The sequence below is a fragment of the Pseudocitrobacter vendiensis genome (genome assembly GCF_943590815.1).
Taxonomy (GTDB): domain Bacteria; phylum Pseudomonadota; class Gammaproteobacteria; order Enterobacterales; family Enterobacteriaceae; genus Pseudocitrobacter; species Pseudocitrobacter vendiensis.
Window position 1 is genome coordinate 1 of sequence record NZ_CALSBS010000020.1, and the last position, 20872, is coordinate 20872.

Genomic DNA, 20872 nt, shown 5'->3' on the forward strand with positions numbered 1-20872 from the left:
TGCGGGAGAGGGTTAGGGTGAGGGGGAGCTTTTAACTCTCTTTCACCGGCCCCTGCACATGCGCCACCGGAACCGGGAGCCAGGCGCGAATCAACAGTCCGCCACGTTCACTGGTGTCAATTTCCAGCAAGCCGTTATGGTTGTCGATAATACGTTGCACAATTGCCAGGCCGAGCCCCGTGCCGCTGGTGCTGCGGGCGCTGTCACCGCGCACAAACGGCTGGAACAGATGCTTGCGCTGTTCGGGTTTAATTCCCGGGCCGTTATCTTCCACCTGGAACCACGCGCGGTTGAGCTCGCTGCCGCTGCTGACTTTGATCCAGCCATTACCGTAACGCGCGGCGTTCACCACCATATTGGCCAGCGCGCGTTTGATAGAGAGCGGGTGCATTCGCAACAGAATTTCTCCTGCCTGGAGATCGGTTTCTATCTCGCGCTCATAACCACTTTCGGCGGCGATCACTTCGCCCAGTACAGCATTAAGATCCGCCATTTCCATCGGCATCTCCTGCCCGGTGCGCAGGTAGTCGATGAACTGTTCGATGATCGCGTTGCACTCTTCGATATCTTTGTTAATCGATTCCGCCAGATAGCCGTCCTGCTCGCCCATCATCTCCGTCGCCAGACGAATACGGGTGAGCGGCGTGCGCAGGTCGTGGCTGACGCCCGCCATCAGCAAGGTGCGGTCATCGGCCAGTTGCTTCACGCCTGCGGCCATATGGTTAAACGCACGGGTCACCGAACGCACTTCCGACGCGCCATATTCGCGCAGCGGCGGCGGGATCATGCCTTTACCGACCTGTAGCGCGGCATGTTCGAGGTCAACTAAGGGGCGGTTTTGGATGCGGATAAACAGCCACGCACCGCCTATAGCCAGCAGCATGATCGCGAGTGTGTAACGGAACAGTGGCGAGAAATCGCCCTGATGAATTTCAGTGAGGGGAACGCGCACCCAGATGTTGGGAGACAACCAGGTTTTCAGCCAGACGACAGGCGAGCTTTTGTTCACCTCGACGCGCACTTCCGTCGGGCCACCTAGCTGCGTCGCCATCTGCTGGCTTAAAAATTCGTAATGCTGCGCCCAGCGCAGCCCCGCCTCTTCCGCCGCTTCATCGGAATAGAGCGAGATGCCAAGTTCGCGGTAAATTTCGCGGCGGAACGCAGGCGGCACTACCAGCTGCGTACCGTCCTCCAGCTCAAGTTTATCGGTCATCAGCATACGGACTTCGTAGGCGAGGACCTTATTAAACTGCTGGAGGCTTGGCAAAATCGCGAAGTTCAGCACCACAAGATAGGTTGTCACCAGGCTGACAAACAGCAAGGTGACAATAAGTAATAACGTGCGGGCAAACGAACTTCGCGGTGAGAAGCGCAATCGCCTCATGCCTTAGAACCGTCCGGGACAAAGACGTACCCCAGGCCCCAAACGGTCTGGATATAGCGTGGATGGGCCGGATCTTCTTCCACCATGCGGCGCAGACGGGAGATCTGTACGTCGATGGAACGTTCCATCGCGGAATATTCGCGACCGCGCGCCAGGTTCATCAGTTTGTCTCGAGAGAGCGGTTCACGCGGGTGGCTCACCAGCGCTTTGAGTACCGCAAATTCCCCACTGGTCAGCGGCATCGGCTCATCTTCACGGAACATTTCACGCGTACCGAGGTTCAGCTTGAACTTACCGAAGGCAATCACCGCCTCTTCCTGAGAAGGCGCGCCCGGCAGTTCGTTCGCCTGACGACGTAGCACCGCACGAATACGGGCCAGTAGTTCACGCGGGTTGAACGGTTTTGGAATGTAGTCGTCAGCGCCGATTTCCAGGCCGACGATACGGTCAACTTCTTCGCCCTTCGCCGTCACCATGATGATCGGCATTGGGTTGCTTTGGCTACGCAGACGGCGGCAGATGGACAAACCGTCTTCGCCTGGCAGCATTAAATCCAGTACCATAAGATGGAAGGATTCGCGGGTTAACAGACGATCCATCTGTTCGGCGTTGGCTACACTTCGAACCTGGAAACCCTGCTCGGTCAGATAACGTTCAAGCAGCGCACGCAGGCGCATGTCGTCATCGACCACCAGAATCTTATAATTCTCTTGCATTGTTTTTACTCCCAAAGGTTCGCAACAATTATCAGTGCGTATTCTTAAAAAAGCGTAAGCCGGTCACCAGTTAAATCTGGTATAAATTCCAGGCTAAATTGTTACAAAGCATATTTTACAGCGGCTTAAGTATACATTTAATCATAAGACACATTATTCATCCTGTTGGACTCTTTTGTGCTTTCCAACAGGCCAGCAGAAGGCAGGAAACGCGGATGAAAACGCCTTTAATTACCCGTGAAGGGTATGAAAAACTGAAAAAAGAGATGGATTACCTCTGGCGCGAGGAACGCCCGGAAGTCACCAAAAAAGTGACCTGGGCTGCAAGTCTGGGCGATCGCAGTGAAAACGCCGATTACCAGTACAACAAAAAGCGCCTGCGTGAAATCGACCGCCGCGTGCGTTATCTCACCAAATGTCTGGAAAACCTGAAGATTGTCGATTATTCCCCGCAGCAGGAAGGCAAAGTCTTCTTTGGCGCGTGGGTGGAGATTGAAAACGACGACGGCGATGTGAAGCGCTTTCGCATTGTCGGCTACGATGAAATTTTTGGCCGTAACGACTACATCTCAATTGATTCGCCGATGGCGCGCGGCCTGCTGAAAAAAGAGGTGGGCGACCTGGCCGTGGTGCAGACCCCTGCCGGTGAAGCGAGCTGGTACATCAATGAGATCGAATATGTGAAGTAGCGCGCCCGGAACAATCCGAGAGAATACGGTGGCGACTGGCATTTTTGCCGGTCAATCCGTATAACTATCCCCTGATTTTTTCGACCCAACAGATGACAACACCATGATGAATGATTCGCTCTGCCGCATTATTGCGGGTGAACTTCAGGCACGCGCAGAACAGGTGGAAGCCGCCGTTCGCCTGCTTGATGATGGGAATACCGTGCCGTTTATTGCACGTTATCGTAAGGAAGTCACCGGCGGTCTGGATGACACGCAGTTGCGTAATCTGGAGTCCCGACTGGGCTATTTGCGTGAACTGGAAGAGCGTCGCCAGACCATTCTTAAGTCCATCAGCGAGCAAGGTAAACTGACCGAGTCGCTGGAAAAAGCCATTAACGGCACCCTCAGCAAAACCGAGCTTGAAGACCTTTACCTTCCGTATAAACAAAAACGTCGCACGCGCGGGCAAATCGCCATTGAAGCCGGGCTGGAGCCGCTGGCTGAGCTGCTGTGGAACGAACCGTCCCATGACCCGGAGACGGAAGCCGCCAAATTTATCGATGCCGACAAAGGCGTAGCGGACACCAAAGCCGCGCTGGATGGCGCGCGCTATATCCTGATGGAGCGTTTTGCTGAAGACGCGGGCCTGTTGGCGAAAGTGCGTGATTATCTGTGGAAAAACGCCCATATCGTGGCGACCGTGGTGGCAGGTAAAGAGGAAGAAGGCGCGAAATTCCGCGACTACTTCGACCATCACGAACCGATTTCTACCGTACCGTCTCACCGCGCGCTGGCGATGTTCCGAGGCCGCAACGAAGGCATCCTGCAACTCTCGCTGAATGCCGACCCGCAGTTCGACGAGCCGCCGAAAGAGAGCCACGGCGAACAGATTATTATCGACCACCTTGGCCTGCGCCTGAACAACGCCCCAGCGGATAGCTGGCGCAAAGGCGTGGTGAGCTGGACGTGGCGCATCAAGGTGCTGATGCACCTGGAAACCGAACTGATGGGTACCGTGCGTGAACGTGCGGAAGACGAAGCGATTAACGTCTTCGCCCGTAACCTGCACGACCTGCTGATGGCCGCACCTGCGGGCCTGCGCGCGACGATGGGCCTCGATCCGGGCCTGCGTACCGGCGTGAAAGTGGCCGTTGTGGATGGCACCGGCAAACTGGTTGCTACCGACACTATCTACCCGCACACAGGGCAGGCGGCGAAAGCGGCTGTCGCGGTGGCAGCGCTGTGCGAGAAACATAACGTTGAGCTGGTCGCTATCGGTAACGGTACGGCTTCACGCGAAACGGAGCGTTTCTTCCTCGACGTGCAGAAACAGTTCCCGAAAGTGACGGCGCAGAAAGTGATCGTCAGCGAAGCAGGGGCATCGGTTTACTCCGCGTCTGAACTGGCGGCGCTGGAATTCCCGGACCTCGACGTTTCTCTGCGTGGCGCGGTCTCTATCGCCCGTCGTTTGCAGGACCCGCTCGCCGAGCTGGTAAAAATCGACCCGAAATCCATCGGCGTCGGCCAGTATCAACACGACGTCAGCCAGACCTCGCTGGCGCGTAAGCTGGATGCGGTGGTGGAAGACTGCGTAAACGCCGTTGGCGTAGACCTGAATACCGCTTCCGTTCCGCTATTAACTCGCGTAGCGGGCCTGACGCGCATGATGGCGCAGAATATTGTGAGCTGGCGCGATGAGAACGGTCAGTTCCAGAACCGCCAGCAACTGCTGAAAGTCAGCCGTCTGGGGCCGAAAGCCTTTGAGCAGTGCGCGGGCTTCCTGCGTATCAACCACGGTGATAACCCGCTGGATGCCTCAACGGTGCACCCTGAAGCATATCCGGTGGTCGAGCGTATTCTGGCGCGGACACAACAGGCGCTGAAAGATCTGATGGGTAATAGCAGCGAGTTGCGTAACCTGAAAGCCTCTGAATTCACCGACGAGCGTTTCGGCGTGCCAACCGTCACCGATATCATCAAAGAGCTGGAAAAACCAGGCCGTGACCCGCGCCCTGAGTTTAAAACGGCGAAGTTCGCCGATGGCGTTGAGACCATGAACGACCTGCTGCCGGGGATGATTCTGGAAGGCGCGGTCACTAACGTCACCAACTTCGGCGCTTTTGTCGATATCGGCGTGCATCAGGATGGTCTGGTTCACATCTCATCGCTGGCGGATAAGTTTGTGGAAGATCCGCACACGGTGGTGAAAGCTGGCGATATCGTGAAAGTGAAAGTGCTGGAAGTGGACCTGCCGCGTAAACGTATTGCGTTGACCATGCGTCTGGACGAGCAGCCAGGTGAAACCAACGCCCGTCGCGGCGGTAGCAGCAATGAGCGCAACCCGGGTAATCGCCCGGCGGCCAAAGCTGCAAAACCACGCGGTCGCGATGCACAGCCTGCGGGTAACAGCGCGATGATGGATGCGCTGGCGGCGGCGATGGGCAAAAAACGCTAAATCGTGCGGTTTGGTTTGCCGGGTGGCGCTGCGCTTACCCGGCCTACAAACCAGAAACGTCTGTGGGCCCGATAAACGTTATCGGGCTTTTTATTTCGGAAATATATTAATTGTTTTTATATTTAGCATTATTATCACTGCATTAACATTCGATGAAATAAACAAACATACGGTTTACCCTAATTGTTTTGCGCCAAATCAACTTTGCCCCACTTTATTCTCAGAAAGAACATCCGGTCACATTTTATCTATTGAAGATACAAACCATTCTCATTATCATCGTATTGTAGATTAATTAACCTCTCTCATGTCCGCGCGCCTTTCCGTTCGTTTCTGTTGAACCCGCGCGACAGTGACTCGCGATGAAATAAGTAGGCCCTATGCAATTTACTCCTGATAGTGCGTGGAAAATTACTGGCTTCTCCCGTGACATCAGTCCGGCCTGGCGTCAGAAACTGCTGTCGCTCGGTATGCTGCCCGGTTCCTCTTTCCAGGTTGTGCGTGTCGCGCCATTAGGCGACCCCATTCATATTGAAACGCGTCGAGTCAGTTTAGTCCTACGCAAAAAAGATTTGGAATTTCTGGATCTTGAATCCATTTCTCGTTAATCCGATTTAGCTGTTATAGAGTTCACAAAAAATGAAAAAACTAACCATTGGCTTAATTGGTAATCCTAATTCCGGCAAGACAACATTATTCAATCAATTAACCGGCGCGCGTCAGCGCGTGGGGAACTGGTCCGGTGTAACGGTCGAGCGTAAAGAAGGGACGTTTTCTACGACCGATCACAGTGTCACGCTGGTCGACCTGCCAGGGACCTACTCCCTGACCACCATCTCCTCGCAAACCTCACTCGATGAGCAAATCGCCTGCCACTATATTTTGAGCGGCGACGCCGACCTTCTGATTAACGTCGTCGATGCCTCTAACCTGGAGCGCAACCTCTATCTGACACTGCAACTGCTTGAGCTGGGTATTCCCTGCATCGTGGCGCTCAACATGCTGGATATCGCGGAGAAACAGCAAATCCGCATTGATATCGACGCCCTCTCCGCTCGTCTGGGTTGCCCGGTTGTTCCGCTGGTTTCCACGCGTGGCCGCGGGATAGACGCCCTGAAACTGGCGGTTGACCGCTACCAAAGTAACGATGAAATTGAGCTGGTGCACTACGCCGCGCCGCTACTGCGTGAAGCAGAGAATCTGGCACGCGCGATGCCGGAGTCCATTCCGGCAAAACAGCGCCGCTGGCTCGGTATGCAAATGCTGGAAGGTGATATCTACAGCCGCGCTTACGCAGGCGGTGCGGCGGATAAACTCGATATCGCGCTGGCTAACCTGAGCGACGAGCTGGATGACCCGGCGTTGCATATCGCCGATGCGCGTTATCAGAGCATCTCCGCCATTTGCGACAGCGTCAGTAATACCCTGACCGCCGAGCCAAGCCGTTTCACCGCTGCCGTGGATAAAATCGTGCTCAACCGCGTACTGGGGCTGCCGATTTTCCTGTTCGTGATGTACCTGATGTTCCTGCTGGCGATTAACATCGGCGGCGCATTGCAGCCTATTTTCGACGGCGGCTCGGTCGCTATCTTTATTCACGGCATTCAATGGGTGGGTGCAACGCTGCACTTCCCGGAATGGCTGACGATTTTCCTCGCCCAGGGGATTGGCGGCGGCATCAACACCGTGCTGCCGTTGGTACCGCAAATCGGCATGATGTACCTGTTCCTCTCCTTCCTTGAGGATTCCGGTTACATGGCGCGTGCGGCATTTGTTATGGACCGCCTGATGCAGTCGCTTGGTCTGCCGGGCAAATCCTTCGTGCCGCTGATTGTGGGTTTCGGCTGTAACGTGCCGTCGGTAATGGGCGCACGTACGCTGGACGCCCCGCGTGAACGTCTGATGACGATCATGATGGCGCCGTTTATGTCCTGCGGCGCACGTCTGGCTATTTTCGCCGTCTTCGCGGCAGCCTTCTTTGGTCAACAGGGCGCGCTGGCGGTCTTCTCGCTTTACGTACTGGGCATCGTGATGGCGATCCTCACCGGCCTGATGCTCAAATACACCATCATGCGTGGTGAAGCGTCACCGTTCGTGATGGAGCTGCCGGTTTATCACATTCCGCATCTGAAGAGTTTGTTTATCCAGACCTGGCAGCGCCTGAAAGGCTTTGTCGTTCGCGCGGGTAAAGTGATTGTCATCGTCAGTATTTTCCTGAGTGCCCTGAACAGCTTCTCACTGAGCGGCCAGGCGGTCGATAATATCAACGACTCTGCCCTTGCCTCTGTCAGCCGTCAGTTAACGCCGCTATTGAAACCGATTGGCGTTCACGAAGACAACTGGCAGGCTGCGGTCGGCCTGTTTACCGGGGCGATGGCGAAAGAAGTGGTGGTCGGTACGCTGAACACCCTCTACACCGCTGAAAATATTCAGGAAGAAGATTTCGATCCTGCCACCTTTAGCCTGACCGACGAACTGCTGGGCGCAGCCGATGAAACCTGGCAGAGCCTGAAAGACACCTTCAGCCTGAGCGTGCTGGCGAACCCAATCGAAGCCAGCAAGGGCGACGGCGAAATGGCCACCGGCGCAATGGGCGTGATGAGCAGCAAATTCGGCAGTGCAGCGGCGGCCTACAGCTACCTGATTTTCGTTCTGCTCTACATTCCGTGCATTTCGGTGATGGGCGCCATTGCCCGTGAATCCAGCCGCGGCTGGATGGGCTTCTCGGTGCTGTGGGGGCTGAACATCGCTTACTCGCTAGCGACACTTTTCTATCAGGCTACCAGCTTCAAACAACACCCTCAGTACAGCCTGGTGTGCATTCTGGCGGTGATTCTGTTTAACGTGATAGTGATTGGCGCGCTGCGCCGGGCGCGCAGCCGCGTGGATGTGAATCTACTCGCGACGCGCAAAAACGTTCATGCTCACGAAACTTCTGGCAGTTGCCACTAAGGAGAGGTAATGGCATCGTTAATTGAGGTTCGCGATATGCTGGCACTGCAAGGACGCATGGAGGCATCACAACTCAGCGCGCAGTTACACACGCCGCAGCCGATGATCGATGCCATGCTCGAACGCCTGGAAGCGATGGGGAAAGCACGTCGCGTGCAGGAAGACGCGGATGGTTGTCTGTCGGGAAGCTGTAAGCAGTGCCCGGAAGGGCGCGCCTGCCTGAGCGAATGGTGGGTGCTGTGCTGATCTGCCCGGTGGCGCGTTGCTTACCGGGCCTACAAAATGGGCCAACATCCGCTTACCCGTAGGCCGGATAAGCGCAGCGCCATCCGGCAAAAATGCAGGCGCTCATGGCAAAAATGCAGGCGCTCATGGCAAAAGCGGGTCCGAAGACCCGCTTTTTTTAATTACTTATAAACGTCCGCGTTACCGTGCACGGTTTTCTCATTCTTTGAACCGGCGATAATCACGTAATACTTCCCACCCAGCTCATCCGCCTTTTTCGACAAATCACGCTTCGCATCCATCGGAGATGTGGTGCGCGAAGTGGTGATTTCGCCAACCTTAGTGAGGTTCATCTTCGCGACATCTTCTTTCTGAATCTCTTGTGCCGCCAGCGCACCAAAAGAGAGCGAGCCCATAACCAGAGTCGCGACAATACCTGTAACAAGTTTCATAACGTTATCCCTATATAAGTTTTTGTTTTATATACGGTACGCAACGGCTATCAACGCATTAAGCGTACCGGCAGGATAAGTATTGTTCCGCTTTGAAACTTTTGCCATGTGGACACAAAAAATTAAATTTTAGCGTCGGCAAACTCGCGAATAACCTGACAAAATTCATCCGAATGCGAGATAAACGGCGCATGCGCGGCTTTGGCAAAAAGGTACGATTCACTCTGCGGCCACAGGGCATCAAGCACAGGCACAACCTTACGCGGCACCAGACCATCCAGTCGGCCATAAAGACGCAGAAAAGGTTTGTCCAGCGAGGTCAGCGCCTGACGCAAATCAGCGGTTTTCAGGATCTCCAGACCGCCATTAAGGGCATCGACGGTCGGCATCGGCAGTGACAGTACCGTGCTTTTAAGCGCACGCGCATCCTGCCTGGCGCTTTCCGTGCCCAGCGTTTGCAGTGCGAGGAAGCGCTCAACGGTACGCTGAAAATCTTCACTCAGTTGCTGCTGGAAGCCCGCCAGAATCTCGGGCTTGATGCCGGCCCAGTCGTCCTGCGCACAGAAACAAGGTGAGGACGCGACAGTAACCAGCGCCTGGACGCGTTGTGGATGCGTCAGGGCTATCTGGCTCGCCACCAGCCCGCCGAGGCTCCAGCCCAACCAAACTGCCTGCTCAGGCGCCTGAGCAAGAACATGCTCCACCATCGCATCCAGCGACATTGCACCGAAATCACGGCTGCGGCCAAAACCTGGCAGGTCGACAAGATGCAGCGTGAAATGCGCGCTCAGTTCCGGCGTTATGCAATCCCACACCTGCGCGTTCAGCCCCCATCCGTGCAGCAGCACAAGATGACAATCTCCTTCACCTTTGGTTTGCCACCAAACGTTGTTCATCAGTTATTGTTCCCACATCCAGATTTCGAGGTGCAATATGCTAACAGTCCACAGCTTGTGCTGGCTATGCCAAATGCCGCTGGCGATTTCACGCTGGGGCGTCTGTTCCCGCTGCGCGCGAACCTTATTCAACACACAAACGCGTTGCCCACTATGCGGCCTTCCGGCGGCGGTCGGGCACGTCGTATGTGGGCGCTGCCTGCGCAAGGCGCCGCCCTGGAGCCGGTTAATAGCGGTGAATGATTATGTTTCGCCGCTCAGTCATTTGATTCATGAATTTAAATTCTGCGATAAGCCGGAGCTCGCCCCAATTCTGGCACGGCTCATGCTCTTGAACGTGCGGCAAAGGTCGGGATTACCCCGGCCCGACCGGCTCATCAGCGTGCCGCTCTGGCAGCGACGCCACTGGCGACGGGGATTTAATCAGAGCGACCTGTTGTGTCAGGCGCTGGCAAAATGGCTTGGCTGCGCCTGGCATCCTTTTGCTCTTAAACGGGTGCGAAAAACCGCCACCCAGCACCAGCTCAGCGCGCGGTTACGCGCCCGTAACCTGAAAAATGCCTTCCGGCTTGAATTACCGGTGAAGGGGCTCCATATGGTGATTGTGGATGATGTCGTCACCACAGGCAGCACTGTCGCCGAAATTTCCCGCCTGCTTTTGCGAAACGGCGCGGCGAGCGTTCAGGTATGGTGCCTGTGTCGCACCTTGTAGACCCCCTCTGATGGGCGTATTATAACCAACTAAAGTAGTCAACTATTAGGCCAAAGCTATGATCCGTATTTCCGATGCTGCACAAGCGCACTTTGCCAAACTGCTGGTAAATCAGGAAGAAGGTACACAAATCCGCGTATTTGTTATCAATCCTGGCACGCCAAACGCAGAATGTGGCGTTTCTTATTGCCCGCCGGATGCGGTGGAAGCAAGTGATACTGCCCTGAAATTTGAACAACTCACCGCCTATGTCGATGAGTTGAGCGCACCGTATCTCGAAGATGCGGAAATTGATTTTGTTACCGATCAGTTGGGTTCTCAGCTAACCCTGAAAGCGCCAAATGCCAAAATGCGTAAAGTGTCTGACGATGCACCGCTGATGGAACGCGTTGAGTACATGATTCAGGCGCAGGTTAACCCGCAACTGGCAGGCCACGGCGGCCGTGTGACGCTGATGGAAATCACCGACGAAGGTTACGCGATTCTGCAATTCGGCGGCGGCTGTAACGGCTGCTCGATGGTAGACGTGACGCTGAAAGAAGGGATTGAAAAGCAGCTGCTGGCTGAATTCCCGGAACTGAAAGGCGTGCGCGACCTGACTGAACACCAGCGCGGCGAACACTCTTACTACTAAGTTTTCCCCCTTCCCTGATTGCCCGGTGGCGCTGCGCTTACCGGGCCTACGTGTTGTGCAGATTTTGTAGGCCGGATAAGGCGAAGCCGCATCCGGCAAATGCTTCACTCCACATAAATCCATGTCGGTAATGTTACCGCGCAACATGGCTCGCAATTCCCTATACACATCTTTGCAAAACCCCGGCAAATAGTATGACATCTGTCGCAATTTTTACATTTATGCTGCACAGGTAATTCTCACCCCCGCATGTTACCCGTATCATCCGCCCCATAGCGTCGTCACGTAAATCAATAGCCAGCTATCCTTTAGCTGGCAAAAGTGAGATTCCGACGCAATGAAGTGTGTCCACCCTCTCCAGGGGACAATTGGACGTTGTCACTGAAACAATGACGTTACCCATATAAATTAAAGGCCAGGTGCATCATGCCATTAGTCATAGTAGCTATCGGGGTTATCCTGTTATTACTGCTGATGATCCGTTTTAAAATGAACGGCTTTATTGCCCTTATCCTGGTGGCGCTCGCCGTCGGGTTGATGCAGGGTATGCCGCTCGACAAAGTCATCGTCTCCATCAAAAACGGTGTGGGTGGAACCCTGGGCAGCCTTGCGCTGATTATGGGCTTCGGCGCAATGCTCGGGAAACTGCTGGCAGACTGCGGCGGTGCTCAGCGTATCGCCACCACGCTTATCGAAAAGTTCGGCCGCAAAAACATTCAGTGGGCTGTGGTTCTGACCGGTTTCACCGTCGGTTTTGCCCTGTTCTATGAAGTGGGCTTCGTTCTGCTGCTGCCGCTGGTGTTCACCATTGCCGCTTCCGCACGTATTCCGCTGCTGTATATCGGTGTACCGATGGCTGCCGCGCTGTCCGTTACGCACGGCTTCCTGCCGCCGCACCCGGGCCCGACCGCGATTGCAACCATCTTCCACGCAGACATGGGTAAAACCCTGCTGTACGGTACGCTGCTGGCAATCCCGACCGTAATTCTGGCGGGTCCGGTATATGCACGCTGCCTGAAAAGCATCGACAAACCCATTCCGGAAGGTCTGCACAACCCGAAAACCTTCACCGAAGAAGAAATGCCTTCTTTCGGCGTGAGCGTTTGGACAGCCCTGGTTCCAGTCATCCTGATGGCCCTGCGCGCCATTGCAGAAATGGTGCTGCCGAAAGGCCACGCGGTGCTGCCGTACGCTGAATTCTTCGGCGACCCGGTAATGGCTACGCTGATTGCCGTCCTGATTGCCGTGTTCACGTTCGGTCTGAACCGTGGTCGTAACATGGACCAGGTGAACGATACGCTGACCTCTTCCATCAAAATCATTGCCATGATGCTGTTGATCATCGGCGGTGGCGGTGCGTTTAAACAGGTTCTGGTTGATAGCGGCGTGGACAAATACATCGCTTCAATGATGCATGGCTCCAACGTTTCTCCGCTGCTGATGGCCTGGTCTATCGCCGCTGTGCTGCGTATCGCGCTGGGTTCTGCAACCGTTGCGGCTATCACTGCCGGTGGTATCGCGGCTCCGCTGATCGCCACCACGGGCGTGAGCCCGGAGCTGATGGTTATCGCGGTCGGTTCCGGTAGCGTTATCTTCTCTCACGTGAACGATCCGGGCTTCTGGCTGTTCAAAGAGTACTTCAACCTGACTATCGGCGAGACCATCAAGTCCTGGTCGATGCTGGAAACCATCATCTCCGTGTGTGGTCTGGTAGGTTGTCTGCTGCTGGGAATGGTTGTTTGATGTGAGATTTTCACCCTCACCCTAACCCTCTCCCTTAGGGAGAGGGAACCGATTGTGCCAGTGGTCGGGTATATACGGTTTTCACCCTCTCCCTTAGGGAGAGGGCCGGGGTGAGGGAAATATTTTGATTCGCTTTTACTTCTTCTTACCTGCCGCTTTGCGCCGCTTATCCAAATCCTTAATCAGCTTATTTACCCGTTCATCGGCAAACATCTGCTCAAGACTGGTAGTCAGCTTACGACGCCAGTTTTTGTACTGATCGCTGGTACCGGGGATATTGACCGGCTCTTCCATATTCAGCCAGTCTTCCGGTTGCAGCCCCAGCAGTGCGCTGTTGCTGTCAGCGATATAACGCTGCATGCCACGGTTAAGGGTGTCGGTCATGCTCATCAGGCTGGCTTTATGCCCGGCACGTTTTGGCAGCACACCATATTTGTGCAGCGCATCAAGCAGGCCCTGCTTCGCCAGTTCACGATCCTGGTACAAACCACGCAGCACCACTTCGTCCGGATAGAGCCCCAGCGCCCGACCCAGCGTCAGGTCACCGCTTTCCCAGTAACCGCGCAGCGTCGGCAGGTCATGGGTGGTGGCGACCGCCATGGATTGCTCCGGGTACGCTTTTGGCGCGCGGAAGGTTTTGTCGCTGTCATTTTCGAAGTAGAGCACTTTGTATGAGTAAACTCCGCTCTTGCGCAGTTTGCCGACAATCTCCACCGGTACGGTACCGAGATCTTCGCCAATCACCATGCAGCGATGACGTTTACTCTCCAGCGCCAGAATCGACAGCAGATCGTCTACCGGATAATGCACGTACGCACCGTGGTCCGCCGTCTCACCGTAAGGGATCCACCACAGACGCAGCACAGACATCACATGGTCGATACGCAGCGCGCCGCAGTTTTTCATGTTTGCGCGCAGCAGGTCGATAAACGGCTCATAAGCACGCGCAGTAATGATATGCGGATCCATCGGCGGCAGGCCCCAGTTTTGCCCCAGCGGCCCAAGGATATCTGGTGGTGCGCCCACTGACGCTTTCAGGCAGTAAAGCTCGCGGTCACACCAGGTTTCCGCGCCACCTTCCGCCACGCCCACGGCGAGGTCGCGATAAAGGCCAATCGGCATGTCATATTGCTGGCTTTCCTGCCAGCAGGCCGCGAACTGGGTGTACGCCAGCCATTGCAGCCAAAGGTAGAAATCGACTTCATCGGCATGCTGCGCGCAGAAGGCACGCACTTCCGGGCTGTCGACATCCTGATACGCTTCCGGCCAGGCCGGCCAGCCCCAGCGCAGTTTGTCGATTTTCACCTGGTTGGCATGCAGCGCGTCATACGCCGCCTGCCAGTAAAGGCTGTCACCTTCACGTTCCACAAAGTTGCGGAACTGGGTCATCTGCGCGTCGTCACGTTTGGCAAAACGCGTCCACGCCATACGCAGGGCGGTCATTTTCAGTTCTGTAACCGCCGTGTAGTCAACCCACACCGCATCACAGGCGGCTTTCAGCGCCTTCTGCGTGGCCGGTTTTTTCCACCAGGCCTGCGCTTCTTCGCTGTGCTGGAAATCCTCCACTGCATTGACGTCGATATAAATCACATTCAGCCAGCGGCGTGAAGACGGGCTATACGGGCTGGCACTTTCCGGGTTCGCCGGGTAGAGCGCGTGAATCGGGTTGAGGCCGATAAACGCCCCGCCACGTTTGGCGATTTCCGGCAGCATCGCTTTCAGATCGCCAAAGTCGCCAATCCCCCAGTTCTTTTCAGAACGCAGTGTGTAGAGCTGTACGCACGCCCCCCACAGTTTTTCTTTCTCTTTCAACGCCAGCGGTTCATAGCAACGTTCCGGGGCGACAATCACCCGGCAGTGCCAGCGTTCATCAGACTGGGTCAGCGTGAGGGAGTGATAACCCTCAGGCAGACGCGCAGGCAGCGCCAGGTTTTTGCCTCCTGTCGCTTCGCCCTGATACTGCTTGCCCTCTTCGGTGGTCAGCAGCCAATGAAACTCACCGCTGCCTTCAACCGTAAGCGCCATTTTTTTGCCATGCGTCCAGACCATGACGTTCGGGACGGGCGTCACCGCCACTTTCGTGGCGGTAGCATGCATTGCGTCCAGCAAACGCCGTTTGGTGTCAGCACCGATAGACTGCGGTTTACCGTGCGCATTGATATAGTTGGGGCTGATCCCCGCCGCCAGCGCGGCATTGTCGAGGCGTTTGCTTTCCATAGGCCTGTCCTTAGCGTTTTGCCTGCCAGATACGTTTCTGATAATCGCGAATGGAGCGATCGGAGCTAAACATGCCGCAGCGCGCGGTGTTCAGGATAGTAGCGCGAGTCCACGCTTCCTGATCGCGATACAGCACATCGACCTGTTTCTGCGCTGCCACGTAGGCTTCGAAATCAGCCAGCACCAGGTACGGGTCGCCGCCTTTCAGCAGGCTGTGCAACATCTGGTCGAACGCGTGTTTGTCGCCGTCGCTGTATTTGCCGCTCTCCAGCTCTTTGAGCACCGCGTCCAGCAGTTTATCTTTCTTACGCCATTTCAGCGGATCGTAGCCTTTGGCTTTCAGCGCCTTCACCTGTTCTACGGTGTTACCGAAAATGAAGATGTTTTCATCGCCAACCACTTCCGCGATTTCCACGTTCGCGCCATCCAGCGTACCGACGGTTAACGCACCGTTCAGCGCCAGCTTCATGTTGCCGGTACCAGACGCTTCTTTGCCTGCGGTAGAGATCTGCTCGGAAACATCCGCCGCCGGGATCAGTTTTTCCGCCGCCGAAACACAGTAATCCGGCAGGAAGACCACTTTCAGTTTGTCGCCCACTTTCGGATCGTTATTGACCGCTTCTGCCACCTTGTTAATCGCGAAGATGATGTTCTTCGCCAGGTAGTAGCCCGGTGCTGCTTTCGCGCCGAACAGGAATACGCGCGGTACACGGTCTGCCTGCGGGTTCTCGCGGATCTCTTTATACAACGCCAGAATGTGCAGCAGGTTCAGGTGCTGGCGTTTGTACTCATGCAGACGCTTGATCTGGATATCAAAAATCGCCTGAGTATTGATTTCAATGCCTGTACGCGCTTTCACGAACTCCGCCAGACGCTCTTTGTTGGCCTGTTTGATTTCACGATAGGTCTGGCGGAAGTTCGCGTCATCGGCGAATTTCTCCAGATTGCTCAACTGATCGAGATCGTTCGCCCACTCTTTCTTAAGCGACTTATCGAGCAATGCAGCCAGTGCCGGGTTGCACTGTTTGATCCAGCGACGCGGCGTAATGCCGTTGGTGACGTTGTGGAATTTGTTCGGCCACAGCTGGTGATATTCCGGGAACAGATCTTTCACCACCAGGTCGGAGTGCAGCGCGGCCACGCCGTTCACCGCAAAACCGCTGACCACACACATATTCGCCATGCGAACCTGTTTGTCATGCACGACCGCCAGTTTCGCCCAAACCGCTTTGTCGCCCGGCCAGGTGTTATCAACCAGCTTTTTAAAGCGCGCGTTGATTTCGTTGATGATCTGCATATGGCGCGGCAGCAGCGCTTTAATCAGTTTTTCATCCCAGCACTCAAGTGCTTCCGGCATCAGGGTGTGGTTGGTGTAGGCAAAGGTTTTGCTGGTGATAGCCCAGGCATCGTCCCAGCTCAACTGGTGCTCATCAATCAGCACGCGCAACAGTTCCGGAATGGCGATAGTCGGGTGTGTATCGTTAAGCTGAATGACTTCGAAATTCGCCAGTTCATGCAGTTTGCGGCCCGCCAGATGATGACGACGCAGAATATCCGCCACTGAACAGGCGCACTGGAAGTATTGCTGCATCAGGCGCAGTTTTTTACCCGCCGTATGGTTGTCGTTCGGATAGAGTACTTTCGTCAGTTTTTCGGCATCAATGCCCTGCTGTTCTGCACGCAGGAAGTCGCCGTCGTTGAATTTGGTCAGGTTAAACGGATGCGCGTGCTTCGCCTGCCACAGGCGCAGCGGCTGTGCGACGCCATTACGGTAGCCGAGTACCGGCAGGTCCCAGGCTTCACCCGTGATTTCGAATGCCGGGGTCCAGTGGCCCTCTTTGCTGACTTTCCCGCCGATACCGACCAGCACATCCAGCGCCGCGTTATGGCGGAACCACGGGTAGCTACCGCGCTGCCAGTCATCCGGCGCTTCCATCTGCTGACCGCCTTCGAAGGACTGACGGAACAGGCCATATTGATAGTTCAGGCCGTAACCCGTTGCCGACTGACCGACGGTCGCCATGGAGTCGAGGAAGCAGGCCGCCAGACGCCCCAGACCGCCGTTACCCAGTGCAGGATCGGTTTCTTCTTCCAGCAGGTCGGTCAGGTTGATATCAAAGGCGTTCAGGGCTTCGCTTACGCCTTCATACCAGCCGAGGTTAAGCAGGTTGTTGCCGGTCAGACGACCAATCAGGAACTCCATCGAAATGTAGTTCACATGGCGTTGATCCTTCGCCGGTTTCGCCACGGGTTGAGCGGAGAGCATTTCTGCCAGCGCGCCGCTCACAGCCTGCCACCACTGGTGAGAGGTCATCTCAGAAGCAGCCTGTAAACCAAATCGTTGCCACTGACGCGTCAGGGCCGCCTGAAACAGTTCTTTATTGAAGGAGGGCTGTGACATAGAGAATTCGAGTCCTTTTTACATAAACGTTAGTGATAGTTTGCCTGGCTGACTGTGTGTCTTCCTCATCCCGTCCCGGATTAGGCGGGGAGGAGTCGCAGGGATGAGCGAAAAGTGTGATCGCAGACACTATTACAGCATTCACTAATTCCTGATTTGTGCAAATTTCACCCAGCACCAGGCGGCCATCCATTCTGCCAGGCGGCAGTTTCAGTTATCAGAACGAAGATATCCGCGCGGTGTGTCATAAAAATGAAATGGTGTTTTTCCTAATTTATGGCCGCAAGGAAATAGTTACGCTGATGAAATAACCTGAAATGAAAACAAGATGATTCGTAAGCCTAATAGCGCATCCGGCGGAAAATTTAATAGTTGTTTAATTAACCCCATGCACTTTGTCGCTTTTTCAGAGTTTTACCCTTTTTGACAAACCCAGACACCACGCGCCCTGCAACCGGTCTCTGTCTTTTAAATGGGCAATAAGTAGAATTGTGACAGAGTGCAAATTCGCAAACATCAATAACGGACATAACTTGCAATAAATTGTCATTTGGCCGACCTTTGTATTGATTAATTACGAGCCCTAAAAAAATATTTTTCTCTCCTCACAGTGAAGTGATTGCTATGTTGATTCCGTCAAAATTAAGTCGACCCGTCCGTCTTGAACACACAGTGATTCGGGAACGGCTGCTGGCGAAGCTTTCAGGCGCGAACAATTATCGTCTGGCGCTGATCACCAGCCCTGCAGGTTATGGCAAGACGACGCTCATTTCACAGTGGGCGGCGGGAAAAAACGAACTGGGCTGGTACTCCCTTGATGAAGGGGATAACCAGCAGGAACGGTTCGCCAGCTACCTTATCGCCGCGATTCAGCAGGCGACGGGCGGCCATTGCAGCGCCAGTGAAAACATGGTGCAAAAACGCCAGTATGCGAGCCTGTCCTCACTGTTTTCTCAGCTTTTTGTTGAGCTGAGCGAATGGCAGAAACCGTTGTATCTGGTGATTGACGATTATCATCTGATCACCAATCCGGTGATCCATGACGCCATGCGTTTTTTCCTGCGCCATCAGCCGGAAAACCTGACGTTAGTTGTTCTGTCGCGTAATTTACCGCAGTTGGGTATCGCCAACCTTCGCGTGCGCGACCAACTACTGGAAATCGGTAGCCAACAGCTGGCCTTTAACCACTGTGAAACTAAACAATTCTTCGACTGCCGCCTCACCTCGCCTATCGAGCTTGCTGAGAGCAGCCGTCTGTGTGACGACGTTGCCGGTTGGGCGACGGCGTTACAGCTGATCGCCCTGTCGGCGCGTCAGCGTAATAATGCCACCCAGCACTCCGCCCGCCGCCTCTCCGGCATTAATGCCAGCCATCTGTCCGATTATCTGGTCGATGAAGTGCTGGATAACGTGGAGCCTGCGACGCGGAATTTTCTGCTAAAAAGCTCGCTGCTGCGCTCGATGAACGACGCGCTCATTGTTCGTGTCACCGGCGAAGAAAACGGCCAGATGCGTCTGGAAGAAATTGAGCGTCAGGGGCTGTTCCTGCAACGTATGGATGACTCCGGTGAATGGTTTAACTATCACCCGCTGTTCTGTAGCTTCCTGCGCCAGCGCTGTCAGTGGGAACTGGCGACAGAGTTACCCGATATACATCGCGCCGCCGCCGAAAGCTGGATGGCGCAAGGCTTCCCGAGCGAGGCGATTCATCACGCGCTTGCGGCGGGCGACCCCAAAATGCTGCGCGATATTCTGCTGAACCACGCCTGGGGTCTGTTCCATCACAGCGAACTCGCGCTGCTGGAAGAGTCGCTCTCGGCCCTGCCGTGGAAAAGCCTGCTGGAAAACCCGCGCCTGGTGCTGTTACAGGCATGGCTAATGCAGAGCCAGCATCGCTATAGCGAAGTTAATACCCTGCTGGCACGTGCCGAGCAGGAGATGGACTTCGAGATGGACAAAGCCCTGCATGGTGATTTCAACGCTTTGCGCGCGCAGGTAGCAATAAACGATGGCGACCCGGAAGAAGCCGAACGTCTGGCGATGGTGGCCCTTGATGAGCTGCCGCTGGCTAGTTTCTACAGCCGCATCGTCGCCACCTCGGTGCACGGCGAAGTGCTGCACTGCAAAGGGCAACTGGGTCAGTCGCTGTCTGTAATGCAGCAAACGGAGCAGATGGCGCGCCGTCATGACGTCTGGCATTACGCGCTGTGGAGCCTTATCCAGCAAAGTGAAATTCTGTTTGCCCAGGGCTTTTTACAGGCCGCCTGGGAGTGCCAGGAAAAAGCGTTCCAGCTGATTCGCGATCAACACCTCGAACAACTGCCCATGCACGAGTTCCTGTTGCGTATTCGCGCGCAATTACTGTGGGCGTGGGCGCGTCTGGATGAAGCCGAAGCCACTGCGCGTACCGGCATGGACGTGCTGGTAAACTATCAGCCACAGCAGCAGCTTCAGTGCCTGGCGCTGCTGGTACAATGCTCTCTGGCGCGTGGCGATCTCGACAATGCCCGCAGCCACCTGAATCGTCTGGAAAATTTACTCGGAAATGGCCCCTATCACAGCGACTGGGTCTCTAACGCCGATAAAGTGCGGGTGATTTACTGGCAAATGGTCGGCGACAAAAAATCTGCTGCCAACTGGCTGCGCCATACACCAAAACCGGCATTCGCCAATAACCACTTCCTGCAAAGCCAGTGGCGCAACATCGCCCGCGTGCAGATCCTGCTCGGCGAATTTGATGCCGCTGAAATGGTGCTGGAAGAGCTGAACGAAAATGCACGTTCACTGCGTCTGATGAGCGATCTCAACCGAAACCTGCTGTTATTGAATCAACTTTTCTGGCAGGCCGGGCGTAAAAATGAAGCCCAGCGCGTCCTGCTGGAAGCGCTGACGCTGGCCAACCGCACCGGATTTATCAGCCACTTTGTGATTGAGGGCGAGGCGATGGCGCAGCAGTTGCGTCAGCTTATTCAGCTCAACACGCTGCCGGAACTCGATCAGCATCGCGCTCAGCGCATTCTGCGCGAAATCAATCAGCACCATCGACATAAGTTTGCGCATTTTGATGAAAACTTCGTCGAACGTCTGCTGAATCACCCGGAAGTGCCGGAGCTTATCCGCACCAGCCCGCTCACTCAGCGTGAATGGCAGGTGCTGGGGCTTATCTACTCGGGTTACAGCAATGAGCAGATTGCCGGTGAACTGGACGTCGCCGCCACGACCATCAAGACGCATATCCGTAATCTGTACCAGAAACTGGGCGTAGCGCATCGTCAGGATGCAGTACAGCACGCGCAACAGTTGCTGAAAATGATGGGATATGGCGTTTAGTATATATTTTGGTGGTAAATTATTATCACCAAAATATATTGTATGTTGATACTTACTATTTAAAAGAGATAGCTACGTCACATT

15 protein-coding genes are annotated in these 20872 nt (G+C 55.1%); 9 read left to right on the forward strand and 6 right to left on the reverse strand.

All coding sequences use genetic code 11. From position 1 onward, the window contains the following. Positions 1-31 precede the first annotated feature (31 nt). Positions 32-1384, reverse strand: coding sequence for a two-component system sensor histidine kinase EnvZ (gene envZ / locus NMC31_RS18210; protein ID WP_149464144.1), 1353 nt, complete (start codon positions 1382-1384; stop codon positions 32-34). Further along, the gene (gene ompR, locus NMC31_RS18215) at positions 1381-2100 is read right to left on the reverse strand and encodes an osmolarity response regulator transcription factor OmpR (RefSeq protein WP_001157751.1); all 720 of its coding nucleotides are present in this window, start codon (positions 2098-2100) and stop codon (positions 1381-1383) included. Before ompR ends, envZ begins: the two co-directional genes overlap by 4 nt. A 215-nt stretch (positions 2101-2315) precedes the next feature. Here ompR and greB point away from each other — a divergent pair, with 215 nt between their 5' ends. From greB to feoC, 5 genes are all read left to right on the forward strand, one after another. Continuing rightward, positions 2316-2789 carry a transcription elongation factor GreB gene (gene greB, locus NMC31_RS18220; RefSeq protein ID WP_015962674.1) on the forward strand — a complete coding sequence of 158 codons (474 nt, stop codon included), beginning with the start codon at positions 2316-2318 and terminating at the stop codon, positions 2787-2789. Between the two features lie 103 nt (positions 2790-2892). Beyond that, the gene (locus NMC31_RS18225) at positions 2893-5226 is read left to right on the forward strand and encodes a Tex family protein (RefSeq protein ID WP_253898737.1); all 2334 of its coding nucleotides are present in this window, start codon (positions 2893-2895) and stop codon (positions 5224-5226) included. Between the two features lie 380 nt (positions 5227-5606). Next, positions 5607-5834 (forward strand): ferrous iron transporter A, encoded by a 228-nt coding sequence (gene feoA, locus NMC31_RS18230; RefSeq protein ID WP_149464142.1) that lies wholly within the window; start codon positions 5607-5609, stop codon positions 5832-5834. A gap of 31 nt (positions 5835-5865) precedes the next feature. Next, positions 5866-8178: a Fe(2+) transporter permease subunit FeoB gene (gene feoB, locus NMC31_RS18235; protein ID WP_253898738.1), complete on the forward strand. Its 2313-nt coding sequence runs from the start codon at positions 5866-5868 to the stop codon at positions 8176-8178. Positions 8179-8187: 9 nt separating this feature from the next. After that, positions 8188-8424 carry a [Fe-S]-dependent transcriptional repressor FeoC gene (feoC, locus tag NMC31_RS18240; RefSeq protein ID WP_253898739.1) on the forward strand — a complete coding sequence of 79 codons (237 nt, stop codon included), beginning with the start codon at positions 8188-8190 and terminating at the stop codon, positions 8422-8424. 161 nt (positions 8425-8585) lie between these two features. On the opposite strand, the gene NMC31_RS18245 is transcribed toward feoC, so the two are convergent. Then, entirely contained in the window at positions 8586-8855 is a 270-nt protein-coding gene (locus NMC31_RS18245) for a YdgH/BhsA/McbA-like domain containing protein (RefSeq protein ID WP_253898740.1), read from the reverse strand. 122 nt (positions 8856-8977) lie between these two features. Further along, the gene (gene bioH, locus NMC31_RS18250) at positions 8978-9751 is read right to left on the reverse strand and encodes a pimeloyl-ACP methyl ester esterase BioH (protein WP_253898741.1); all 774 of its coding nucleotides are present in this window, start codon (positions 9749-9751) and stop codon (positions 8978-8980) included. A 37-nt stretch (positions 9752-9788) separates the two neighbouring features. On the opposite strand from bioH, the gene gntX reads away from it, so the two are divergent. The 3 genes from gntX (at position 9789) to gntT (ending at position 12840) form a co-directional block, all read left to right on the forward strand. After that, on the forward strand, positions 9789-10463 hold the full coding sequence (gene gntX, locus NMC31_RS18255; protein WP_253898742.1) for a DNA utilization protein GntX: 675 nt from the start codon (positions 9789-9791) through the stop codon (positions 10461-10463). A 58-nt stretch (positions 10464-10521) separates the two neighbouring features. Next, a complete protein-coding gene (nfuA, locus tag NMC31_RS18260; RefSeq protein ID WP_015962666.1) occupies positions 10522-11097 on the forward strand; it encodes a Fe-S biogenesis protein NfuA in 576 nt (191 codons plus the stop codon). A 426-nt stretch (positions 11098-11523) separates the two neighbouring features. Further along, on the forward strand, positions 11524-12840 hold the full coding sequence (gene gntT, locus NMC31_RS18265) for a gluconate transporter (RefSeq protein ID WP_149464137.1): 1317 nt from the start codon (positions 11524-11526) through the stop codon (positions 12838-12840). A gap of 135 nt (positions 12841-12975) precedes the next feature. Here gntT and malQ read toward each other — a convergent pair whose 3' ends face one another. Next, positions 12976-15057: a 4-alpha-glucanotransferase gene (malQ, locus tag NMC31_RS18270; protein WP_253898743.1), complete on the reverse strand. Its 2082-nt coding sequence runs from the start codon at positions 15055-15057 to the stop codon at positions 12976-12978. 10 nt (positions 15058-15067) lie between these two features. Next, positions 15068-17458, reverse strand: coding sequence for a maltodextrin phosphorylase (gene malP, locus NMC31_RS18275; RefSeq protein WP_253898744.1), 2391 nt, complete (start codon positions 17456-17458; stop codon positions 15068-15070). Positions 17459-18082: 624 nt separating this feature from the next. On the opposite strand from malP, the gene malT reads away from it, so the two are divergent. Beyond that, the gene (malT, locus tag NMC31_RS18280) at positions 18083-20788 is read left to right on the forward strand and encodes an HTH-type transcriptional regulator MalT (RefSeq protein ID WP_253898745.1); all 2706 of its coding nucleotides are present in this window, start codon (positions 18083-18085) and stop codon (positions 20786-20788) included. Positions 20789-20872: the final 84 nt, after the last annotated feature.